The organism is Paraburkholderia sp. IW21 (genome assembly GCF_041321145.1).
Taxonomy (GTDB): domain Bacteria; phylum Pseudomonadota; class Gammaproteobacteria; order Burkholderiales; family Burkholderiaceae; genus Paraburkholderia.
The window spans coordinates 95,601-116,316 of the sequence record NZ_JBGGWA010000014.1 but is presented as its reverse complement, the minus strand read 5'-3'; the positions used below and the strand labels follow the sequence as shown (position 1 = coordinate 116,316).

Here is a 20,716-nt window from a genome sequence, read left to right as displayed (position 1 = left end):
ACGCATAAAAAACGGAGGCACGACTTAGAGTCGGCCTCCGTTTTTTATGCCTTCAGAAGACTAGCGTCGCCAGCAAGGCGACATGTCAAATCACTTCTGCGAGCGCAAAATCCGCGCGGCATCCAGTGCAAAGTAGGTCAGCACGCCATCCGCGCCTGCCCGCTTGAACGCCAGCAGCGACTCCATCATGGCCTTATCGTGATCGAGCCAGCCGTTCTGCGCCGCCGCCTTCAGCATCGCGTATTCGCCGCTCACCTGGTACACGTAAGTCGGGAACTGGAACTCGTCTTTCACGCGACGCACGATGTCGAGATACGGCATGCCCGGCTTGACCATCACCATGTCCGCGCCTTCGTCGATGTCCGCCTGCACTTCGCGCAGCGCTTCATTCGAATTGGCCGGGTCCATCTGGTAGGTCATCTTGTTGCCCTTGCCGAGATTCGTCGCGGAACCGACGGCATCGCGGAACGGGCCGTAAAACGCCGACGCGAACTTGGCCGCATAAGCCATGATCCGCGTATGGATATAGCCCTCGCTCTCGAGCATTTCACGGATCGCGCCGATTCGGCCGTCCATCATGTCAGAAGGCGCGACGATATCGACGCCCGCTTCGGCCTGCGCATGCGCCTGTTCGACCAGGATTTCGACCGTCTCGTCGTTGATCACGTAGCCGGCTTCGTCGAGCACGCCGTCCTGGCCGTGGCTCGTATACGGATCGAGCGCGACGTCGGTGAGCACACCCAGCTCGGGAAAGTTCTTTTTCAGTTCGCGAACCGCGCGCGGAATCAGACCAGCCGGGTTGGTCGCTTCGCGGCCATCAGGCGTCTTCAACGAAGGCTCGATTGCCGGAAAGAGCGAGAGCACCGGCACACCCAGTTCGACGCATTGTTCGGCCACGCCCATCAGCAGATCGACCGACACGCGCTCGACGCCCGGCATTGACGGTACGGCTTGCCGCACGTCGGTGCCTTCGACGATGAACACGGGATAGATCAGATCGTTGGTGGTGAGAATGTTTTCTCGCATCAGACGGCGCGAGAAGTCGTCACGGCGCATGCGGCGCGGACGATAGTGCGGGTAGAAGCTCATAAACGAATCGAAGATCGTGGATGTGTGGAGTGGACCAGTGACGCCTGCCTCCGCTCCCGGAAACTTTTCGAGACAATGGTATATCATACCGATCGAGCAAGGCGCCCTGCGCTGACCTCCCCGCTTCTCCTCCCTGAGCGGGTGCCTGTCGTTTTTTCGATTAGGCTGTTTGACCCGCCGTTAATGCGGCGGGTTTTTTTATGGGAGGCCGAAATGGCGCTTTTGCCCTGGCTCATAAAGGCCGACGTTCCTATTGCGGCGCGTCTGTTTCGCCCTTTGCCTCGGGGACCAGCCAGCTTTCGATCAGTTCATGCGCTTCGTCGATCCCGACGCGCTTAAGCGCGGAGAACAGCTGGGCCGTCAGTTCGCCCTGGTAGCCGGCGGTACGATACTCGGCCAACCCTTTCTGCGTTGCGCGCAAGGCGTTAATGCTTTCCTGGCGCGTCAATTTGTCGCACTTCGTCAGCAGCGTGTGAATCGGCTTGCCGGTCGGCGCGAACCACTCGATCATCCGTCGATCCAGATCGGTCAGCGGGCGGCGCGAATCCATCATCAGGATCATGCCGCGCAGCTGCGAGCGCGATTGCAAGTAGGTGGACAGCAGCGCTTCCCAGTGCGCCTTGGCTGCACCCGGCACTTCCGCATAACCGTAGCCCGGCAGGTCGACCAGGTGCGCAGTGGGCTCGTCCGCCTTTCCCACCGAAAAATAATTGATGTGCTGCGTACGTCCCGGCGTCTTACTGGCGAAGGCCAGCTGTTTCTGATTGCACAGAATATTGATGGCCGTCGACTTGCCCGCATTCGAGCGTCCAGCAAAGCAGATCTCGGGTTGCGCGGTGGCCGGCAGATCGCGCAGATGATTGACGGTCGTGAAAAAGCGGGATTGGTGGAGCAGGAAGGACATGATCAGGCCATGATTCGAGACGCCGGGGAACCCGGAGTGGGGACGGGTCAAGCCCGACTGGCGTCTTAGCGATTAGCGAGTTATTGTACAATACGATGGTTTACTGAAAACCTGAGGGGGCCGGCCCACGTGCCTTGGCGGTTCTTAACGGTCACTCAGTCGCCGTCGTATTTTGCAAAACATCTAAAATCCCACAAGACGAGACAGGGTGTGCGAATGAATCGACTGTGCAAGACTCTGATGGTGATTCAAGTAGCGGCAGGTCTTTCAGGTTTGGCAATTCAGGCACGAGCAGCAGATCCGGCAAAGCCGGACGTCAATCGGGGGCAGGCAATCGCGGTGCAGGTTTGCGCGTCATGTCACGGTGCAGACGGCAACAGTGCCGGCGGCGCCTATCCGAAGCTGGCGGGCCAGCATCCAGAGTACATCGTCAAGCAGCTCATGGATTTCAAGACGCAGCCTGGCGCCAAGCAGCCCGCACGCAACAATGCAATCATGGCGGGTATGGCTTCGGCCCTGTCCAGTCAGGACATGGTCAACGTCGCTGCGTACTTCTCGACGCAGACCGCGAAGCCTGGCTACGCGCATAACAAAGATACCGTGCCGCTCGGTCAGAAGATTTACCGCGGCGGCATTGCGGACAAGGGCGTGCCGGCTTGCGCAAGCTGCCACGGGCCGACCGGTCAAGGGATTCCGTCGCAGTATCCGCGCCTCTCGGGGCAGTGGGCCGAATACACGGTGGCGCAGTTGACCGCGTTCACGCAAGGTCCGGGCGCACGTAACAACAACGAGGCGATGCATGCAATTGCAACGCGTCTGTCGGACAGCGAGATCAAGGCTGTCGCCGATTACATCGCGGGCTTGCATTAAGATAGAGCGCCCCCGACCTGCCGCTTTGCGTCAGGCCCCCGAGGGGGCGAGAAAACTTGGGGCGGCCCGGCGTTTCTCACGAGTCCGCACGCAAGTGCAACCGGCCCAGCGAGGCCGGTACAAAACAAGAAAAGGGTGGGGGCGTCGTACCTACGACAGCCCTTCACCCTTTTTTGCTGGTCAGTCGGAGTATGAATGAGCATCACCACGTCGGGTTTGCAGTCGAAGTCGGGCAATCGGGTCACGCGCCGCGTCGTCGAAGTATTGAGTTCGATGCGTTTCGCCATTTCGCTGCTCGTGATTCTGTCAATCGCCAGCATCATCGGCACCGTCCTCACGCAGGACGATCCCTATCCCAACTACGTCAACCAGTTCGGCCCGTTCTGGGCGGACATCTTCCGCTCGCTGAGTCTGTACACGGTGTACAGCTCGTGGTGGTTCATGCTGATTCTCGGCTTCCTGATGGTGTCGGTGTCGCTGTGCGTGATCCGCAATGCGCCGAAAGTGGTCGCCGACGTGAAGAGCTGGAAGGACAAGGTCCGCGAAGGCAGTCTCCGCGCGTTCCATCACAAGGGTGAGTTCGCGGTGCACGGCACGCGCGCGCAGACCTCGGCGGTGCTCGCCAAACTCTCGGCCAAGCTCGGCTACAAGTTCGTTACGCGTGAGTCTGAGGGTGCCACACTGATCGCCGCCAAGCGCGGCGCGTTGACCAAGTTCGGCTATATCTCGGCTCACGTTGCGATTGTTGTGATCTGTTTGGGCGGTTTGCTGGACAGCAATCTGCCAATCAAGCTGCAAATGTGGCTGTTCGACAAGTCGCCGATTCGTGCCAACACGGTGATCAACGACATTCCGCCGGAACATCGTTTGTCGCCATCGAACCCGACTTTCCGCGGTTACGCATGGGTGCCGGAGGGGCAGCATGTGTCGACGGCGATCCTTAATGAGCCGGACGGCTCGCTGATCCAGGATCTGCCGTTCTCGATCGAGCTCAACAAGTTCATCGTCGACTACTACTCGACCGGCATGCCGAAGCTGTTCGCGAGTGACATCGTGGTGATCGATCATAAGACCGGAGCGCGCGTGCCGGCCCGGGTCGAAGTGAACAAGCCGTTCACCTACGACGGCGTGTCGATCTTTCAGTCGAGCTTCCAGGACGGCGGTTCGCAGATGAAGATGACCGCATTTCCGATGACAGGCAACAGCGCGAAGCCCGCGCCCTTCGGGGGCACGATCGGCGGTAACTCGCCGTTGAGCACGGCCACGCCGCTGGCTGACGGGCAGACTGTCGAATTCACCGATTTCCGCGCGATCAACGTCGAAAATATCTCGAACGGCAGCGGTCAGAACGATACCCGCGGCGTCGCCGCGCATCGCACGCTGAAAGAAGCGTTTGACGAGCGCCTCGGGTCGGGTGCGAAGACTTCGAAGCCGCTCGATTTGCATAACGTCGGCCCGTCGGTGCAATACAAGGTGCGCGACAAGAACGGCCAGGCGCGCGAGTACAACAACTACATGTTGCCGGTAGACGTAGCGGGCGAAAAGATGTTCCTCGCCGGCATGCGCCTGAATCCGGACGACCCGTTCCGCTACCTGCGCATTCCCGCCGACACCGGGGGCTCCGTCAAGGAATGGATGAACCTGCGCGCCACGCTCGAAAATCCGGCCATGCGCGCAGCCGCTGCGCACCGTTTCGCGCTGCGCTCGGTGCCGGGCTCGAATGTCGAGCTGCAGCAGCATCTGGAAGAAAGTGCGCTACGCGTCCTGACCCTGTTTGCCGGCGCGGACAACGGCATCAAGATGCCGAACGGGCAGATCGTCGGCGGTTTCCAGGCGATTGCCGGTTTTATCGATCACTCGGTGCCCAAGGGCGAGCAGGAAAAGGCCGCAGGGTTGCTGCTGCGCATGCTGGAAGGCTCGACATGGGATCTGTGGCAACTGTCGCGCGAGCAGCTCGGTGAGCCCGATGCACAGGCCAGTGCGGACGCCAGCCGCTTCGTCCAAAGCTCGATCAATGCGATATCTGACAGCTTTTTGTATGGATCGCCGGTCTACTTGCAGCTTGACTCATTCAAGCAGGTGCAAGCTTCGGTATTTCAGTTGACGCGCGCGCCGGGCAAAAAAGTCGTGTATCTTGGCAGCCTGCTCCTCGTGTTGGGCATCTTTTCGATGTTCTACGTCCGCGAACGGCGCCTCTGGTTCTGGCTCAAAGATACCGATCACGGCACGAATGTCGTGATGGCAATGTCGAGCGCGCGCAAAACGCTCGACTTCGAAAAGGAGTTCGTCCAAACGCGCGACGCTGTCGGCGCCGCTCTGGGCGCCCAACTCATTGAAGCATCCGACGCCGCCGGCGCCTCCGACAAACCCGGCAATGCTGGCGCGCCGTCCGCACGCTCCCAAGATTCGACCCGGTAAGATCATGGACTTGACTCAGGTTTCCTCATCCTCCTCGTCACCCTCGCGGCCCCAGAAGGCGTTCGCGGGCGAGGCACTCAACGTCGCACAGTTTGACGAGCGGCCGTTTCTGAAACGGCTCGGTATCGTCGACTGGCTGTTCGCCGTCGCGATGGTCGCGGGCGCGGGGTTCGCGCTGTCGCGCTATCACCCGTTCATGAATTACTACGACAAGCTGGTGCTGTGCTGCGCCGTGCCGGTGTTCGTCGTGCTCGGCTGGCGCTGGAAGCCGGTGCGTCCGCTGATGGTCGGCATCGCGGCACTGTCGCTGTTGGCGATTCAGATTTATCACGGCGATCTGACGCGCGCGGATAGCGCATTCTTTCTGAAGTATTTCCTGTCGAGCCAGTCGGCGATTCTGTGGATGTGCGCGCTTTTCGTGTTCGCCACGGTGTTCTACTGGATCGGCTTGCTGTCGCGTTCGCCAACCGGCGCCGCGATCGGTTCGAAGATGACATGGGCCGCGGTGGTGATGGGCTTCGTCGGTCTGATGGTGCGCTGGTACGAGTCGTACCTGATCGGCGCGGACGTCGGCCATATTCCCATCTCGAACCTGTATGAAGTGTTCGTGCTGTTCAGCCTGATCACCGCGCTGCTCTATTTGTACTACGAGCAGCACTACAACACCCGCGCACTGGGCGCATTCGTGCTGCTGGTGATCAGCGCGGCGGTCGGCTTCCTGATGTGGTATTCGGTCTCTCGCGACGCGCAGCAGATCCAGCCGCTGGTTCCCGCGCTGCAAAGCTGGTGGATGAAGATCCACGTGCCGGCGAACTTCATCGGCTATGGCAGTTTTGCGCTGTCGGCGATGGTCGGCGTCGCGTATCTGGCAAAAGAGCGCGGCGTGCTGGCAGACCGCCTGCCGTCGCTCGACGTGCTCGACGACCTGATGTACAAGTCGATCGCCGTCGGTTTCGCGTTCTTCACGATCGCAACGATCCTCGGTGCGCTATGGGCGGCGGAAGCCTGGGGCGGTTACTGGAGCTGGGACCCGAAGGAAACGTGGGCGCTGATCGTGTGGCTGAACTACGCGGCCTGGCTGCATATGCGCCTGATGAAGGGGCTGCGCGGCGCAGTCGCGGCATGGTGGGCGCTGACCGGCCTGCTGGTGACGACCTTCGCATTCCTCGGCGTCAATATGTTCCTGTCGGGGCTGCATAGCTACGGCAAGCTGTAAGATCTGCCGTTCTGAACCGACTAAAAGCCGCCGAGTGCTTCGCACCGGCGGTTTTTTTATGGCCGGCGGAATATTTACTGCATCCAGAATGTTCGTTAGAAGAGTACCTAAGGATGACAGGGCGATTTGCCAAACGAGCCGATCATCAATATGGCCCCGTAAGATGTGCAACCCGATGGGCCGAAGGAGCAGCACGATGTGGATCAAGCGAAGTGACAGAATTCAACTCATCGGCGATGACATCGCACGCAGCGAAATCACGCCACAGCGCGTCTTCGAGAACCGGCGGCGCGTGTTGCAGGTTGCGGGGGCGGTGGCGCTCGGCAGCCTGATCGGGGTGAACGGCGAGGCGCTGGCGGCATATTCATCGCCGGATCCGAAGGCACAGAAGCTGGCCGCGAAGACCAACGCGAAGTTCGTCGCGCTCGACAAGATCACGCCGTACAAGGACATCACCACGTACAACAACTACTACGAGTTCGGCACCGATAAAGCGGATCCGGCGCATAACGCCGGCACGTTGCGGGCGCATCCGTGGAAGGTGAGCGTCGAGGGCGAGATCAGGAATCCGAAGGTGTATGACATTGACGAATTGCTGAAGCTCGCGCCGCTCGAGGAGCGCGTGTACCGGCTGCGTTGTGTCGAAGGGTGGTCGATGGTGATTCCGTGGATCGGCGTGCCGCTTTCGGAGCTGATCAAGCGCGTGCAGCCAAACGGCAACGCCAGGTATGTGCAATTCATCACGCTGGCCGATCCGTCACAAATGCCCGGGCTGTCGACGCCGGTGCTCGACTGGCCGTACTCCGAAGGTCTGCGTATGGACGAAGCCATGAATCCGCTGACGCTCTTGACGATGGGTCTCTACGGCCAAGTGCTGCCGAATCAGAACGGCGCGCCGATCCGTGTGGTGGTGCCGTGGAAGTACGGCTTCAAGAGCGCGAAGTCGCTGGTGAAGATCCGCTTCCTCGACAAGCAGCCGCCGACCAGTTGGAACACGTATGCGTCGAGCGAATACGGCTTCTATTCCAACGTAAATCCGAACGTGGATCACCCGCGCTGGAGTCAGGCCACTGAACGGCGCATCGGCGAAGACGGTTTCTTCACGCCCAAGCGCAAGACGTTGATATTCAACGGCTACGGCGATCAGGTTGCGTCGCTATATCAGGGCATGGACCTGAAGAAAAACTTCTGAGCGACGACGCGTCATGGCATCCGATACGCAACCTGTTACTCAAACCGAACGCAAAGCGCCGCGAGCGCAATCGGCTTCGACGGTGAAGCGGTCCGCGAGTGGCGCGCGCTGGATCGTGCCGGCGAAGATCGCGGTGTTCATTGCCTCGTGGTATCCGCTCGCGCGCATCGTGCTGTTCGGCGTGACCGATCGGCTTGGCGCGAATCCGATCGAATTCGTCACACGCTCGACCGGTCTGTGGACGCTCGTCTTCCTGTGCATCACGTTGGCCGTGACGCCATTGCGCCGACTGACCGGCATCGCTGCGCTGCTCCGGTTTCGCCGGATGCTTGGCCTTTACGCCTTCTTCTACGCAACGCTGCACTTCACCACGTACCTGTGGTTCGACAAGTGGTTCGACGTGGCGGCGATTCTCAAGGACATCGGCAAGCGCCCGTTCATCACCGTCGGCTTCGCTGCGTTCGTGTTGCTGATTGCATTGGCCGTGACGTCGCCGCGCGCGATGGTTCGCAAACTCGGCCGCCGCTGGCAAACGCTGCATCGCGCGATCTACGTGATCGGCGCGCTCGCCATCCTGCACTTCTGGTGGATGAAGGCCGGCAAGCATGACCTGATTTTGCCGAAGATTTACGGCGCGATCATGGTCGCGTTGCTCGGTTGGCGTTTGGTCTTATGGCTGCGTGAGCGGAGGGTGAAGACGCGCTGACGTGTACGTCCCCACGTAACGCGCGCAAATAGAAAAAGGCGATGCCGCAGTGGCATCGCCTTTTTTTAGAAACCCGGGTTCTGACGTTTACGCCGGCAAGATCGTTTCGCCTGCAAACAGCTGCTTCACCTCTTCGCGTGCGCGAACCACATGCGCTTGTGTACCATCAACCATCATCTCTGCTGCACGCGGCCGCGTGTTGTAATTCGAGCTCATCACGAAGCCGTACGCGCCGGCCGAGCGGATCGCGAGCAGATCGCCCGGTTCGACCGCCAGCAGACGTTCGCGGCCCAGCCAGTCACCGCTTTCGCAAACCGGACCGACCACGTCATACACGTGCGCGGGCACCTCACGCTTAACCACAGCGTCGATCGCGTGATACGCCTCGTACATGGCAGGGCGTGCCAGATCGGTCATCGCCGCGTCGACGATGGCGAAATTCTTTTCCGTGCCCGGCTTCAGAAATTCCACGCGCGTCAGCAGCACGCCGGCATTGCCGACCAGCGAACGGCCGGGCTCGAAGTACACCTCGCGATGCCCATGACCGCGTGCCTCGATCCGATCCAGCACGGTGCGCACGAAGTCGCCGATTTCCGGCGGCGTCTCGTCGTCGTACGTGATGCCGAGACCGCCCCCTACGTCGATATGGCGAATCTTCACGCCGTCCTGCTCGATCTGTTCGACCAGTTCCAGAACCTTGTCGACCGCGTCCAGATACGGCGCGACCTCGGTGATCTGCGAGCCGATATGGCAATCGATGCCGACCACGTCGAGATGCGTCATCGCAGCAGCGGCTTGATACGTAGCCCGCGCATCTTCGAACGCAACGCCGAACTTGTTCGACTTCAGGCCGGTGGAAATATACGGATGCGTTTTCGCGTCGACGTCCGGATTCACGCGCAGCGAGACCGGGGCCTGCTTGCCCATTTCCGCGGCGACCGCATTCAGGCGATCGAGCTCGGGAATCGATTCGACGTTGAAGCACTTGACGCCGGCCGTGAGCGCCTGACGCATCTCGTCCGCATTCTTGCCGACGCCGGAAAACACCGTGTTTTCCGCTTTGCCGCCGGCTGCCAGCACGCGCGCCAGTTCGCCGCCCGACACGATGTCGAAGCCGGCGCCAAGGCGCGCGAACACATTCAGCACCGCGAGATTGCTATTGGCCTTGACAGCGACGTGCACGCTCGCGCGGCGGCCGGCGCAAGCGCCTGCGTAAGCGTTCCACGCTTCGGTGAGCGCAGCGCGCGAATAGACGTACAGCGGCGTGCCGAACTGCTCGGCAAGTGAGACGGCGGACACGCCTTCGGCGTGCAACACGCCGTCGATGTAGTCAAATGCGGATCGAGTCATGCGAAAGTCTTATTGAACGGGTGTGGCGGCGGAGGCAGGCAGCGGGGTCGCCGTAGCAGCAGATGCAGTAGATGCGGGCGGCGCGGCGAGTTCGCTTTCCGGCGACAACGAGAGCGGTGCGCCAGACGTATCCGGTACCTCACCCATCTCCGGGTTAGTTTCAGTGCCCGGTTTTACTTCATCCGGCGACGGCGGTTGCGTGCGATCGATCGGCTTGGCCGGTAGCGGTGGCACGGTTGGCAAATAGAGCGAACCGCGTTGCCCGCAGCCGGCGAGTGCACAACCTGCGAGAATGGCTAAACCCGCTACAATCGCGCGGCCGGGCGCCGCCGCGCGCATCCGAGATACGACTCGCATGACTGTCCCTGAATAAATAATCGATGGAGTTTAGCATGTCCGATAGTGATTACCTGACCCGCGCGGAAGCCGCGCTAGCCGCCATCGAACGCGCGCTCGACGACACGGAAGCCGACATCGAACTCGAGCGCAGCGGCAATGTCCTGACCCTCGAATTCGAGAACCGCTCGAAGATCATCGTCAACCTGCAGCCGCCGATGAGCGAGATCTGGATCGCCGCGAAAGCGGGTGGTTTCCACTTCCGTTTCATCGACGGCGAGTGGCGCGATACGCGCAGCGGCACGGAGTTTTTTGCCGCGCTGTCGGAGTACGCGACGCAGCAGGCAGGTGAGCCGGTTCACTTCGAAGCGTAAAAGCCGCGGCTGAATAAATCACCCAAACGAAACCGCCGCGCATCGAGCGCGGCGATTTCGTTTCTTGACGGACCTTGGTACTGCGTTAGTGTCCGCGGAACAGATTCATGATGTCCTGCTTTTCCTGCTCGCCGACCTGTTCCGGCGCTGCTTCGGACGCGCCGCTCGCATCGGCATCCAGCGCTGACTGACTGATGCCGACCGTTGCAACGAAACCATGTCCCGGCGTGAAATCGTCGAAATATAGTTCCGATCCGAGTTCGGTCACATCGTCGGGCATCGGCATCTTGTAGTCCGGCACGCCTTTGAGCGCGCGTGCCATGTAGTCGATCCACACCGGCAACGCGAGACCGCCGCCGGTTTCCTTATCGCCGAGACTGCGCGGGTTGTCGTAGCCGATCCATGCGATGGCCGTGAGCGTGTGCTGATAACCGGCGAACCACGCATCGCGCGAATCGTTGGTCGTACCCGTCTTGCCGCCGAGGTCGGTGCGCTTCAGTATATTGGTCTTCGCGCCCGTGCCGCGTTGCGCGACGCTTTGCAGCAGGCTGTTCATCACGTACGCATTACGCGGCTCGATCGCGTGCGGCGCGTTCTGCGCGGCCACTAGCGGCTGCGCGTGCGCCACGACGAGACCGCGCTGATCGGTGACTTCGGAGATCAGATACGGGTTGACACGATAACCGCCGTTGGCGAACACCGAGAACGCGCCTGCCATCTGCAACGGCGTGACGAGACCCGCGCCGAGCGCCATTGGCAGATAAGCCGGGTGACGATCCGCGTCAAATCCGAAACGCGTGATGTATTGCTGTGCGTACTTGGTGCCGATCTGGTTCAGGATGCGAATCGACACGAGGTTCTTCGACTTTTGCAACGCGGTGCGCATGGTCATCGGACCATCGAAACCGCCGCCATAGTTCTTCGGTTCCCATGCCTGGCCGCCGGTTTCCGCGGCGCTGAAAAAGAGCGGTGCGTCGTTGATCACCGTTGCCGGTCCGAGCCCCTTTTCGAGCGAAGCGGAATAGATGAACGGCTTGAAGCTGGAACCCGGCTGACGCCACGCCTGGGTCACGTGGTTGAACTTGTTCTTGTTGAAGTCGAAGCCGCCGACCAGCGCGCGAATCGCGCCATCTTGCGGAATCACGGAAACGAACGCGCCTTCCACTTGTGGCAATTGCGTGATCGACCAGTTGCCGTCGTCGTTCTTCACGAGGCGAATGATCGCGCCGGGCCGCACGCGTTGATTCGGCTGCGCACGCGTGCCGAGCGCGAACTGCGCGAAGCGCAGTCCTTCGCCTTGAATGGTCGCGACGTTGCCGTCTATAAAGGTTGCCTGTACCTGTTTCGGACTCGCCGACGTCACCACCGCGGCGATGATCTCGCCGTTGTCGGGATGTTCGAGCAGTGCGTCGTCGATAGCCTGTTCGCGGTCGTCCGCATCCGACGGCAAGTCGATGAACGCTTCGGGGCCGCGGTATCCATGGCGACGTTCGTAGTCCATCAGACCTTTGCGCAGCGCCCGATAAGCAACATCCTGATCGGCCGAGTCGATCGTGGTCACGACGGCCAATCCGCGCGTGTACGCTTCCTCACGATACTGTGCGTACATCATCTGCCGCACCATTTCCGCGACGTACTCCGCGTGCACGCTGAACTCCTTGCCCGCGCCCTTGACGACTAGTTGCTGTTTGCGCGCTTCGTCGTATTGGTCCTGAGTGATGTAGTGCAGTTCGTACATGCGCTGCAGGATGTACTCCTGGCGCACCTTTGCACGCTTCGGATTGACCACCGGGTTATACGCCGACGGCGCCTTTGGCAGCCCGGCCAGCATGGCCGATTCCGCCAGCGTCAGATCCTTCAGATCTTTGCCGAAGTACACCCGCGCCGCGCTTGCAAAGCCATACGCGCGCTGGCCGAGATAGATCTGATTCATGTACACCTCGAGAATCTGATCTTTCGTCAGCTTCGACTCGATCTTGTACGCGAGCAGCATCTCGTAGATCTTGCGTGTGTAGGTCTTTTCGCTCGAGAGGAAGAAGTTGCGCGCCACCTGCATGGTGATCGTGCTGGCGCCTTGCGTGGCGTGGCCATTGGTCAGCGCGACGAAGCCGGCTCGTGCGATGCCTGTGAGGTCGACGCCGCCGTGATCGTAGAAGCGCGCGTCTTCGATCGCCAGTACGGCTTTCTTCAGGCTATCGGGCACGTCCTGGATATGGACGATGTCGCGCCGCTCTTCGCCGAATTCGCCGATCAGCACGTGGTCGGCCGTGTAGATGCGCAGAGGCACCTTGGGCCGGTAGTCGGTGAGCGCCTCGAGCGAGGGCAGATTAGGCGTCGCCACGACCAATGCGTAACCGAGCACCAGCAGCACACACAGAATGCCTGCGACGATCAGCCCTACAAAGCCAATGATGAGCTTGAGCCACAACGGGCGTTTGCGCTTCTGCGGCGCGGGCGGCGGGGACGTAGGAGACGTGGATTGCATATGGACACCAAAAAACAGTCCCGCGATTATAGCCGCCTCGCTTTTCAGCTTTCGACATGCTTACTGACAGTTTTTGACAAGCCTGCGCGCCGTGCGGGAATGACTTCACTGTAGACGCTTTGACGGCATAGAGGGCGCGTGTCGCGCAACGTTAGCCATTCGGCTGAGTGTCGCGCGGCGGCGCGGATACGCACAATTCTTCCTCGTTACTCGCGTTCGAATGGTTCGCCGCGTGAGTCTGAGGGAGGGCGTGATGACGTTTAAAAGTTCGTGGCTTCAAGGCGTGCAACTCGGTGCGCAACGTTTTGCTGCGGGGATCGATGTCGGTTCGCAGGCGGTGCGTCTGATCGTGGTGAGTCAGCGTTCGCGCTCAAGCGCCGCGCTGCATATCGAATACGCGAATACCGTGCCGCTTGGCCCCGGCGCGATGGCCGGCACGGACATCGCCGACCGGCAAGCGGTGGCGCGTGCTTTGCGCGATGCGTTCGCGGGTCTGCCGCGTGCATGTACGACGCATGCTTTGCGATGCGCAATGGCACTGCCTGCCTCGGCCACGCTGACCACCACCGTGCCGCTCGCACGACTCGCCGCGCTGAGCGGTTGCGCGGAGGATGGCGGGCATGAATTGGCCGAACTCGAGCCCGGGGTGATGAGTGAAGTGGAGCGCATTGCGGGACTTGAGCGGCATGCGTTGGCTGTCGACTGGTTCGTCGACGAGACGCATTCACCGGTTCGTTCGGTGACTATCGCCGCGACCGCCCGCCAGCATCTCGAAGCACGTATCGAATGCGCGGCGACTGCCGGCATCTCGCTCACCGCGATCGACGGCGAGCCGCATGCGGCGCTGCGCGCGATGCGTTACGCGGCGAGCCACGAACTCGATCCACACGAACCGTATGTCGCGCTGTGGATCGGCACGGACGGCGTGTACGGTTGGCGCATCGTCGACGACAGTATCGTCGGCGAGATTCGTTATCCGGCACCCGAGCACTCGGATCTCGCCGACGCGCTACGCGATCTCGTCCACGGCCCCGTACTCGACTGTGCGTTGTTGAGCGGCGAGGTCGACTTACTCGACGGCGTGGGTTTCTCGATCGCGGACATAGCGGACGTGCTGGGCTGCACTGTGCTGCCGTTCGAGTGCGCCGCGCTTGGCGGTTTCGCGCGGCAGTTGAGCGATCCGTTGTTGCACGAGCCTGTTGGCGCAGTCGCATTCGGGCTTGCTTTGCGCGGGGTGCTCGAATGACGCGCGCCCGTGTGCATCCAGCCGGCCCGGGCACGCAGGCCTCTTCATGTCGTACCCGCTTCACACGGCCATGGCTGGGCGGTTTCAATCTGCTGCCGTATCGGCAGCGCAACGCGCGGCTTGCGCGGCGACGCTGCCTGCTCGAATGGGTTGCCGCTGCGCTCGCCGGTTCTGCAGCCGTGCTCGCAGTGGCCGGATGGCAGGCATTTGAACGGACGCGGCTCGATACGCAGCGCGCGTCGATCGAACAATCGCTCACGCAACTGGCCGTGCCGCTCGCCGAGCACGCCAGGTTACTGCGGACGCAAGACGAGCAACGCAAAGGCGCGGTGCGTGCGATGAGCTTGTCCGAACCGCTTACGCATTTGCGCGATCTGCTCGATGCGTTGAGTTTCGAACCCGGCGATGGCGTGGTGCTACAGCAGTTGCGTCAGCGCGAGCGCGAGACGGAATTGCTGGCGACCTCGCGCGGACATATCGCGTCGGCCGAGTGGCTCAAGCGCTTGAGTGCGATCCGCGGTGTGAAGGGCGCGGAGGTGAGCGACCTGCATCGCTCCGCGGCACGCAACGGTCCGCTTGCGGCGGCAAGCGTTACCGGCCCGATTGAATTCGGCGCTCATCTGCGCTGGGACGAACCCCTGCAGAAAACGGCTCACACGCGCGGCTCAGCTGCGCGAACTTCAATCAAGTCTGAACAATCAAGAGGTGCGAAATGAGTACGATCTTCGTTGAGTTCGATGGCGCGGCAAGCGCGCGGCAATCTTTTTCCCAGTGGCTAAAGCGTGTGCGCTTACCGCTCGATGCATGGAGCCGGCGGCGTCGCTGGATCGTCGCATTGCTGATCGCTGCGGTGATGTTCGGACTTGGCGCGCATGGCTGGGTGGTGGCTGATCTCAGCGGCGTCGAGGCAAGCCGGACGGCATTGGGCGCGGCAACACGGCATCTGGCGGATGCACGGCGCGCACTGGCGCAATTGCCCGCGCTGCGGCGCGCAGCCGCCGCCACGCCGGCCGCGCCTGTGCCTATGTCATGGACTTCCGCGGACGACGTGCGCATCGTGTCCGAACTGGCTGCTCAGAACAGCGTCGCGTTGCTCGCAATAGAACCGGCGGCTGCCAGCGGTGCAGGCGTCGAAAGCATGCGCCCCATACGGATCACCGCGCACACGGATTTCGTACACCTGATGGCGTTTCTGCGCGGTCTTTCGGACTTGCCTGTGCTGATCGTCCCCGTCGATGTGACGGTCAAACGGGATGCCGCTTCACTTGCAATGAGCGCAACGCTGCACGTGTTCAGCACGCTGAGGCCGGTCCCTTCAACGGCCTCAGCGGACGCATTCGCCGACGAAAGCCTCGATTCGGATGCCGAAGAAGACATTGTGTTCTTCGACCCGTTCTCGCTCCCGCAGATGCTGGCATTCGGCGAGCAGCAATCTGACGCTTCGCAACTGCGTCTCGTTGGCTTATTGCACGATCGCACGCGCGGTCTGGCCCTGCTCGATACGCCCGACGGTGCGACGACGGTCGCCCCCGGACAGCGACTCGGTACCGAGCGCGTTACGCGGCTCGACGCGCTCGGCATTACGCTCGCGAAAGGCGGCGCGACGCGCACGCTGGCATTGACGGAGGCGTCCTGATGAGGCCGATGAAGCCATTCCGCGTGACGACTTCGTGCGCCGACGCCCGTGGTTGGTCTGGTCTTGGTGTGTGTCGCGGCCTGACTGGAAGCCTGGTTGTCGGCATGGCGATAAGCGTCGGTCTGGCGCACGCCTCGCCGCCACCGTTGCCCACGTACATGCCGCGCGACGATACTATTGCGTCGCTCGATGCTCGATACAACGTACCGCCGCTGCCGGGCGGCGGCGGCGCCGAAGTGTCCAACCCGTTCCGCGACGATTCCGCCGAGGAGCCCGGTGTGCCGCGTGCGCCGTTAGCCGCCGACCTTGAACGCGCCGACGACCTGGCCGGTGACGCCGACGGTTCAGTGCCGCTGCGGAGGCGATCCGCAGCCTCGGCGCGCGACGACACCGCCGGATCCCCGGCACTCGAAGGTCCGCCGGTGCCACTGCCTCCGCTCACGCGCCTCAGCGACGCGCCGAAAACGCCTGCAGACCCCAAACTCGCGGCCGACGACAAACCGATCTCTCTGAACTTCCAGCGCGCCGAACTCGGTGCCGTACTCAACGCATTCGCCCAGTTCACCGGACTGAACATCGTCGCGAGCGAGAGAGTGCGGGGCGCCGTGTCACTGCGGCTCGACAAGGTACCGTGGCGTGCCGCGTTCGACACCTTGCTCGACGTCAACGGTCTGGCGATGGAGCGCCACGGCAACGTGATCTGGGTCGCGCCGATCGCGGATCTGGCCGCGCGTGAACGGCAGCGCTTCGAAGCTCACGCCCGCGCTGCCGATCTGGAACCGCTTGCAAGCCGCACATTCGAACTGCACTACGCGCGCGCCGAGGACGTGCGGCGCCTGCTGACCGGCGCCGGCAATCAACGCGTGCTGTCCAAACGCGGTGCTGCGACCGCCGATCCGCGCACCAACCTGCTGTTCGTCACCGATCTCGAAGGACGCCTCGCTCAAATCACGGCGCTGCTCGCTTCCGTCGACCGGCCGACCCGTCAGGTGTTGATCGAAGCGCGTATCGTCGAGGGCGAGCATGGCTTCTCGCGCAATCTTGGCGTGCGGCTCTCGCTGGCTGCCGCCAACGCCGACGGCAGCGCGAGGGGCCTGACCGGCGGCAAGGAAGGCACCCTGTACGATCTGTCGGCCCGGCCGATTTCCGGTTTCGACGCCGCGACCGCCGGGCTGACGTTATTCGCAGCCGGGGCGACGCGGCTGTTGAACATCGAGCTCAGCGCGCTGGAGGCCGAAGGGCGGGGCGAAATCGTCTCGAGCCCTCGGGTCGTGACGGCAGACCGGATGAAAGCGGTCGTCGAGCAGGGCACCGAGCTGCCGTACCAGGCGAAAGTCGGGCAGGGCGTGTCGGGCGTGCAGTTTCGCCGTGCCACGCTCAAACTGGAGGTCGAGCCGCAAATCATGCCGGACGGCCGGGTGGTGCTGGACCTTGACGTCGCCAAAGACAGCGTCGGCGAGCAGACCGACGCCGGGCCCGCGATCAACACCAAACACGTGCAAACGCGCGTCGAAGTAGAAGATGGTGGTACGGTGTCGATCGGCGGAATTTACGCAACCGACGACCGGGACGATGTGACGAGGGTGCCGGTCCTGGGCAAAATACCGGTTTTAGGCGCACTTTTCCGCCATCGGGCCCATCGGGATCAGCGCAGTGAACTGGCAGTTTTCATCACGCCGCGCGTCGTTCAGACAAATTAGGGGCACGCTGCCGCCGCTCTCCAGCGGCGGCTTGCAGGCTCGACAAGGCAGCCGCTTTGCCAGTAAGCTGCGGCACGAACCATACCGGATTAGCCAGAGGACACCGTTGCAAGCGCGGGACGCACACGCCAATGTATTTTTTGTAGGGCTCATGGGGGCAGGCAAAACCACCGTGGGCCGGGCCATTGCGCGCCGTCTCGATCGCCCGTTCTTCGATTCCGATCATGAAATCGAGGCGCGTACGGGCGCGCGCATCCCAGTGATTTTCGAACTGGAAGGCGAGGCAGGCTTTCGCGATCGCGAAGCACACGTGATTTCCGATCTGACCGGGCGCGACAATATCGTGCTCGCAACGGGCGGCGGCGCGGTGCTGCGGCCGGAAAACCGCGAAGCGCTGCAAAGTCGCGGGGTGGTGATCTATCTGCGCGCCAATCCGCACGATCTGTGGCTACGCACCCGGCGCGACAAAAACCGCCCGCTCCTGCAGACCGAAGACCCCAAAGCGCGGCTCGAAGCGCTCTACGAAGTGCGCGATCCGCTATACCGGGAATGCGCGCATTTTGTGATCGAAACCGGCCGGCCTTCGGTCAACGGACTCGTCAACATGGTTCTGATGCAGCTCGAGATGGCCGGCGTCGCCAAACATCCTGCGTCATAATGGACCGTATGATTACCGTCAAAGTCGAACTGGGCGAGCGCGCCTACCCCATCCATATCGGGGCCGATCTGATCGGCCAGACCGCGTTGTTCGCGCCGCATATCGCCGGCAGTTCGGTCACCATCGTCACGAATACCACGGTCGAGCCGCTTTACGGCGACCAGCTGCGCGCGGCGCTGGCGCCGCTCGGCAAGCAGGTGTCCACGGTCGTTTTGCCGGACGGAGAGGCTTACAAGAACCTCGAAACGCTGAACCTGATTTTCGACGCGCTGCTGGGCTCGCGCGCGGACCGCAAGACCACGCTGATCGCCTTGGGCGGCGGCGTGATCGGCGACATGACGGGGTTTGCCGCGGCCTGCTACATGCGCGGCGTGCCGTTCATCCAGGTGCCGACCACGTTGCTGTCGCAGGTCGATTCGTCGGTGGGCGGCAAGACGGGCATCAATCATCCGCTCGGCAAGAACATGATCGGCGCGTTCTACCAGCCGCAGGCCGTGATCGCCGACATCGGCGCGTTGCGCACGTTGCCGGCGCGCGAACTGGCGGCGGGTGTGGCCGAAGTGATCAAGACCGGCGCGATTGCAGACGCCGGTTTCTTCAGCTGGATCGAAGCGAACATCGAGGCGCTCAATCGCTGCGAGCCCGAAGCGCTGACCGAGGCGGTCAAGCGCTCATGCGAGATCAAGGCGTCGGTTGTGGCGCAGGACGAGCGCGAAGGCGGATTGCGCGCGATCCTCAATTTCGGCCACACCTTCGGCCATGCGATCGAGGCCGGGCTCGGCTACGGCGAATGGCTGCACGGCGAGGCGGTCGGCTGTGGGATGGTGATGGCCGCGGACCTGTCGGTGCGCATGGGCTATCTCGACGAAGCCGCGCGCAAGCGTCTGGTCGACGTGATCGTTGCCGCGCATTTGCCGACCCGGGCGCCCGCACTCGGGGATTCGCGCTATGTCGAACTCATGCGGGTCGACAAGAAGGCTGAAGCCGGCGCGATCAAATTCATTCTGCTGAAGCGTTTCGGTGAGACGCTGATCACCCAGGCGCCCGACGCCGAGGTGCACGCCACGCTGGCCGCTGCCGTTTAGACACGGCGAGGCATTGCAGCAAAGCATCACGCACCAGCGTCACGAGGCGCCCCCCATGTTTCGGAGAATCCGGTGACTGACAGGCGCAGCGACGATGTAAAGCATGACCCGGCAGGCACGGCCGTGAGCGGCGTGCCTTCGCAGGAAGCACTCGAAGCGCATCTCGCGCCGTATGCGGCGCATTCCGCGCAGTCGCGCGGCCGCCGCTATCCCGAGGCCGCGCCGAGCGCGCGCACCGAATTTCAACGCGATCGCGACCGCATCGTCCATTCGACGGCGTTCCGCCGGCTCGAGTACAAAACTCAGGTGTTCGTGAATCACGAGGGCGATCTGTTTCGCACGCGTCTCACTCATAGTCTGGAAGTCGCGCAGATCGCGCGTTCGGTGGCGCGCAATCTGCGCGTCAATGAAGACCTCGTCGAAGCCATTTCGCTGGCGCACGACCTCGGCCATACACCGTTCGGCCACGCGGGTCAGGACGCGCTCAACGAATGCATGCGCGAACACGGTGGCTTTGAGCACAACCTGCAAAGCCTTGCGGTAGTCGACGATCTGGAAGAGCACTACGGCGCGTTCAACGGTCTGAATCTCTGCTTCGAAACGCGGGAAGGCATTCTCAAGCATTGCTCGCGTGAGAACGCGAGGCGGCTCGGCGCGTTGGGTGAGCGCTTTCTCGAAGGACGGCAGCCGTCCATAGAAGCGCAGATCGCCAATGTCGCCGATGAGATCGCATACAACAATCACGACGTCGACGACGGCTTGCGCTCGGGCTTGCTCACGGTTGAGCAGCTCGCCGAAGTGGAATTATGGCAAACCCACTACGCGGCGGCGCGTGGCGACTTTCCGCAAATCGAAGGGCGCCGGCTGATTCACGAGACGGTGCGCCGCATTATCAATACGCTGATCGTCGATTTGATCGACACGACCACACTCAATCTTGCGAGGCATGCGCCGGCTTCGCTGAACGAGGTGCGCACCGCACCGCCGCTGGTTGCGCATAGCGAAGCGATCGCGTCGCAGGCCGCGACGCTCAAGCGCTTTCTGTTCAAGAACCTCTACCGCCACTATCGCGTGATGCGCATGGCCAACAAGGCGCGACGCGTCGTGGTCGGGCTGTTCGATGCGTTCACGGACGATCCGCGGCTGTTGCCGCCGAGTTATCAATCCACCGACGCATCGCTGCAACCGCGTCTGATCGCCCACTACATAGCGGGCATGACGGATCGATATGCGGTAAAGGAGTACCAGCGGCTGTTCGTGATCGACGACAACTGATCGGACTGACGCCAGTACGCATGGGCACCGGACCGGCGCCCTCGGACATCGGCGCCACGCCAGATTTGCGCCGGTGCGCGCCTGCTCCAACGGGAAGAGGCGCCACTCAGACGTGTTAGCAGAATCCGGCGCCTGAACCTGGCGCCGGTGCCGTGCCATGCCTGCAAGCAGTGCCA

18 protein-coding genes are annotated in these 20,716 nt (G+C 62.3%); 13 read left to right on the top strand and 5 right to left on the bottom strand.

The genetic code is table 11. The features are described from left to right. Positions 1-90: 90 nt before the first annotated feature. Both hemB and yihA read right to left on the bottom strand, forming a co-directional pair. Positions 91-1,089, bottom strand: a complete 999-nt coding sequence (gene hemB / locus ACAX43_RS27900; RefSeq protein ID WP_370711623.1) for a porphobilinogen synthase — start codon at positions 1,087-1,089, stop codon at positions 91-93. A 250-nt stretch (positions 1,090-1,339) separates the two neighbouring features. Next, entirely contained in the window at positions 1,340-1,993 is a 654-nt protein-coding gene (yihA, locus tag ACAX43_RS27895; protein WP_370711622.1) for a ribosome biogenesis GTP-binding protein YihA/YsxC, read from the bottom strand. Between the two features lie 216 nt (positions 1,994-2,209). Here yihA and ACAX43_RS27890 point away from each other — a divergent pair, with 216 nt between their 5' ends. The 5 genes from ACAX43_RS27890 to msrQ all read left to right on the top strand — a co-directional run bounded on the left by ACAX43_RS27890 (position 2,210) and on the right by msrQ (position 8,395). Continuing rightward, positions 2,210-2,863: a cytochrome c gene (locus tag ACAX43_RS27890; protein WP_370711621.1), complete on the top strand. Its 654-nt coding sequence runs from the start codon at positions 2,210-2,212 to the stop codon at positions 2,861-2,863. A 195-nt stretch (positions 2,864-3,058) separates the two neighbouring features. Then, positions 3,059-5,281: a cytochrome c biogenesis protein ResB gene (locus ACAX43_RS27885; protein WP_370711620.1), complete on the top strand. Its 2,223-nt coding sequence runs from the start codon at positions 3,059-3,061 to the stop codon at positions 5,279-5,281. A gap of 4 nt (positions 5,282-5,285) precedes the next feature. Then, the gene (gene ccsB, locus ACAX43_RS27880; RefSeq protein WP_370711619.1) at positions 5,286-6,497 is read left to right on the top strand and encodes a c-type cytochrome biogenesis protein CcsB; all 1,212 of its coding nucleotides are present in this window, start codon (positions 5,286-5,288) and stop codon (positions 6,495-6,497) included. Positions 6,498-6,693: 196 nt separating this feature from the next. Next, positions 6,694-7,689 (top strand): protein-methionine-sulfoxide reductase catalytic subunit MsrP, encoded by a 996-nt coding sequence (msrP, locus tag ACAX43_RS27875; protein WP_370711618.1) that lies wholly within the window; start codon positions 6,694-6,696, stop codon positions 7,687-7,689. Between the two features lie 13 nt (positions 7,690-7,702). Further along, positions 7,703-8,395, top strand: a complete 693-nt coding sequence (msrQ, locus tag ACAX43_RS27870) for a protein-methionine-sulfoxide reductase heme-binding subunit MsrQ (protein ID WP_370711617.1) — start codon at positions 7,703-7,705, stop codon at positions 8,393-8,395. An 87-nt stretch (positions 8,396-8,482) separates the two neighbouring features. Here the strand turns inward: msrQ and lysA are convergent, their stop codons facing one another. Both lysA and ACAX43_RS27860 read right to left on the bottom strand, forming a co-directional pair. Next, the gene (lysA, locus tag ACAX43_RS27865; protein ID WP_370711616.1) at positions 8,483-9,745 is read right to left on the bottom strand and encodes a diaminopimelate decarboxylase; all 1,263 of its coding nucleotides are present in this window, start codon (positions 9,743-9,745) and stop codon (positions 8,483-8,485) included. Between the two features lie 9 nt (positions 9,746-9,754). After that, positions 9,755-10,102 carry a lipoprotein gene (locus tag ACAX43_RS27860; RefSeq protein ID WP_370711615.1) on the bottom strand — a complete coding sequence of 116 codons (348 nt, stop codon included), beginning with the start codon at positions 10,100-10,102 and terminating at the stop codon, positions 9,755-9,757. Between the two features lie 35 nt (positions 10,103-10,137). Here ACAX43_RS27860 and cyaY point away from each other — a divergent pair, with 35 nt between their 5' ends. Beyond that, on the top strand, positions 10,138-10,455 hold the full coding sequence (gene cyaY / locus ACAX43_RS27855) for an iron donor protein CyaY (RefSeq protein ID WP_063497525.1): 318 nt from the start codon (positions 10,138-10,140) through the stop codon (positions 10,453-10,455). An 85-nt stretch (positions 10,456-10,540) separates the two neighbouring features. Here the strand turns inward: cyaY and ACAX43_RS27850 are convergent, their stop codons facing one another. After that, entirely contained in the window at positions 10,541-12,940 is a 2,400-nt protein-coding gene (locus tag ACAX43_RS27850; RefSeq protein ID WP_370711614.1) for a penicillin-binding protein 1A, read from the bottom strand. Between the two features lie 253 nt (positions 12,941-13,193). Between ACAX43_RS27850 and pilM the strand changes: the two genes are divergently transcribed. The 7 genes from pilM to ACAX43_RS27815 all read left to right on the top strand — a co-directional run bounded on the left by pilM (position 13,194) and on the right by ACAX43_RS27815 (position 20,540). After that, complete coding sequence (pilM, locus tag ACAX43_RS27845; protein WP_370711613.1) at positions 13,194-14,186, top strand: type IV pilus biogenesis protein PilM; 993 nt, start codon at positions 13,194-13,196, stop codon at positions 14,184-14,186. Continuing rightward, entirely contained in the window at positions 14,183-14,902 is a 720-nt protein-coding gene (locus tag ACAX43_RS27840; protein WP_370711612.1) for a fimbrial assembly protein, read from the top strand. The genes pilM and ACAX43_RS27840 overlap by 4 nt, the downstream gene beginning before the upstream one ends. Next, on the top strand, positions 14,899-15,822 hold the full coding sequence (locus ACAX43_RS27835; protein WP_370711611.1) for a hypothetical protein: 924 nt from the start codon (positions 14,899-14,901) through the stop codon (positions 15,820-15,822). The genes ACAX43_RS27840 and ACAX43_RS27835 overlap by 4 nt, the downstream gene beginning before the upstream one ends. A gap of 104 nt (positions 15,823-15,926) precedes the next feature. Next, entirely contained in the window at positions 15,927-17,522 is a 1,596-nt protein-coding gene (locus tag ACAX43_RS27830) for a type IV pilus secretin PilQ (protein WP_370711610.1), read from the top strand. A gap of 106 nt (positions 17,523-17,628) precedes the next feature. Continuing rightward, positions 17,629-18,180, top strand: coding sequence for a shikimate kinase (locus tag ACAX43_RS27825; protein ID WP_370711609.1), 552 nt, complete (start codon positions 17,629-17,631; stop codon positions 18,178-18,180). Continuing rightward, positions 18,180-19,265 carry a 3-dehydroquinate synthase gene (aroB, locus tag ACAX43_RS27820; RefSeq protein ID WP_370711608.1) on the top strand — a complete coding sequence of 362 codons (1,086 nt, stop codon included), beginning with the start codon at positions 18,180-18,182 and terminating at the stop codon, positions 19,263-19,265. Before ACAX43_RS27825 ends, aroB begins: the two co-directional genes overlap by 1 nt. Before the next feature lie 123 nt (positions 19,266-19,388). Beyond that, entirely contained in the window at positions 19,389-20,540 is a 1,152-nt protein-coding gene (locus tag ACAX43_RS27815; protein WP_370711643.1) for a deoxyguanosinetriphosphate triphosphohydrolase, read from the top strand. Positions 20,541-20,716 lie beyond the last annotated feature (176 nt).

Excerpts from the sequence above, each read along its gene's own strand:
- lysA (WP_370711616.1), bottom strand. The coding sequence starts at position 9,745 with ATGACTCGATCCGCATTTGACTACATCGACGGCGTGTTGCACGCCGAA.
- ACAX43_RS27860 (WP_370711615.1), bottom strand. The coding sequence starts at position 10,102 with ATGCGAGTCGTATCTCGGATGCGCGCGGCGGCGCCCGGCCGCGCGATT.
- ACAX43_RS27885 (WP_370711620.1), top strand. The coding sequence starts at position 3,059 with ATGAGCATCACCACGTCGGGTTTGCAGTCGAAGTCGGGCAATCGGGTC.
- ACAX43_RS27835 (WP_370711611.1), top strand. The coding sequence starts at position 14,899 with ATGAGTACGATCTTCGTTGAGTTCGATGGCGCGGCAAGCGCGCGGCAA.
- msrQ (WP_370711617.1), top strand. The coding sequence starts at position 7,703 with ATGGCATCCGATACGCAACCTGTTACTCAAACCGAACGCAAAGCGCCG.
- ACAX43_RS27890 (WP_370711621.1), top strand. The coding sequence starts at position 2,210 with ATGAATCGACTGTGCAAGACTCTGATGGTGATTCAAGTAGCGGCAGGT.
- hemB (WP_370711623.1), bottom strand. The coding sequence starts at position 1,089 with ATGAGCTTCTACCCGCACTATCGTCCGCGCCGCATGCGCCGTGACGAC.
- pilM (WP_370711613.1), top strand. The coding sequence starts at position 13,194 with ATGACGTTTAAAAGTTCGTGGCTTCAAGGCGTGCAACTCGGTGCGCAA.
- aroB (WP_370711608.1), top strand. The coding sequence starts at position 18,180 with ATGGACCGTATGATTACCGTCAAAGTCGAACTGGGCGAGCGCGCCTAC.
- cyaY (WP_063497525.1), top strand. The coding sequence starts at position 10,138 with ATGTCCGATAGTGATTACCTGACCCGCGCGGAAGCCGCGCTAGCCGCC.
- ACAX43_RS27840 (WP_370711612.1), top strand. The coding sequence starts at position 14,183 with ATGACGCGCGCCCGTGTGCATCCAGCCGGCCCGGGCACGCAGGCCTCT.
- ACAX43_RS27830 (WP_370711610.1), top strand. The coding sequence starts at position 15,927 with ATGGCGATAAGCGTCGGTCTGGCGCACGCCTCGCCGCCACCGTTGCCC.
- ACAX43_RS27850 (WP_370711614.1), bottom strand. The coding sequence starts at position 12,940 with ATGCAATCCACGTCTCCTACGTCCCCGCCGCCCGCGCCGCAGAAGCGC.
- yihA (WP_370711622.1), bottom strand. The coding sequence starts at position 1,993 with ATGTCCTTCCTGCTCCACCAATCCCGCTTTTTCACGACCGTCAATCAT.
- ccsB (WP_370711619.1), top strand. The coding sequence starts at position 5,286 with ATGGACTTGACTCAGGTTTCCTCATCCTCCTCGTCACCCTCGCGGCCC.
- msrP (WP_370711618.1), top strand. The coding sequence starts at position 6,694 with ATGTGGATCAAGCGAAGTGACAGAATTCAACTCATCGGCGATGACATC.